Source organism: Nocardia donostiensis, from assembly GCF_002081715.1.
GTDB lineage: Bacteria > Actinomycetota > Actinomycetes > Mycobacteriales > Mycobacteriaceae > Nocardia > Nocardia donostiensis.
Map to the genome: position 1 here is coordinate 1 of NZ_MUKP01000119.1, position 1,092 is coordinate 1,092.

2 protein-coding genes are annotated in these 1,092 nt (G+C 66.1%); both read left to right on the top strand.

The window, feature by feature from the left end:
- Positions 1-572: AAA family ATPase (locus B0T44_RS26200; RefSeq protein WP_368026310.1), on the top strand; the 572-nt coding region annotated here is incomplete at its 5' end.
- On the top strand, positions 569-1,092 hold a 524-nt coding region (locus tag B0T44_RS26205; RefSeq protein WP_081512747.1), incomplete at its 3' end, for an ABC transporter permease. The genes B0T44_RS26200 and B0T44_RS26205, both read left to right, overlap by 4 nt.

Genomic DNA, 1,092 nt, shown 5'->3' on the forward strand with positions numbered 1-1,092 from the left:
CGCACTGGGATGAGGACTTCGCGCGAGAACTGCTTGCCGATTTCGATCTGCCCACCGGCCGCAAAGTCAAAAAGCTGTCCCGCGGTATGACTTCGGCGCTCGGCGTCATCATCGGACTGGCATCCCGAGCTCCGCTGACCTTCTTCGACGAACCGTATCTGGGCTTGGACGCGGTGGCCCGACAGCTGTTCTACGATCGGCTGCTGGCCGACTACGCCGAACACCCACGGACCGTCGTGCTGTCCACCCATCTCATCGACGAGGTCGCCGACCTGCTCGAACACGTTGTGCTGATCGATCGCGGCCGCATCCTCGCCGACGCTTCTGCCGACGAGCTGCGCGCATCGGCCATCGGGCTGTCCGGTCCGGTCGACGAGGTGGAGACCGTGGTCGCGGGCCGCCCGGTGTTGCGTCGCGAAACACTGGGCAACCAGGCTCGCGTGCTGCTGCGCACCGACGCACACGCCGACGACACCGCGCACGCCAAAACTCTCGGCCTCACCGTCGCACCGGTGTCGTTGCAGCAGCTCATCGTCGAAACCACCAACCTGCAGGGAAAGGAGCAGCGGTGATCACCCGTGCCCTAGCCGTCGCCCGCATCCACACCGTGGCCTGGCCACTGCTGATCGCCTGGCCGGTCGGCGTCCTCGCGGTCGCGCTCGCGCTTCCGTGGACGATCTTCGCGCTCATCGACACCGCCGCCGACAGCAATTTCACCGGCAGCTTGGCCGCGCTGCTCGGTGTCTCGCTGGCGTTCTACCTGGGTGCGATGACGCAAACGTTCCCGTTCGCGCTCGGTCTCGGCGTCACCAGGCGTGACTATTTCGCCGCCACCCTGCTGGTTTCGGCCGCGCAGATTCTCGGCTTCGGGATGATTCTGTGGGGCCTGGCCGCGATCGAGCAAGCCACCGACGGCTGGGGTGTGAATATGGTGATGTTCAGCGTCCCGTCGCTGATCACCGACAACCCGCTCGTGCAGCTCGGCACGTTCTTCGCCGGGTTCGCCTTGGTCGCCGGGGTGGGTCTGCTCCTTGGTGCGATTCAGCAGCGCTGGCGCGTCACCGGCCTCTACACCGTCGGCTTCGGGGTGTT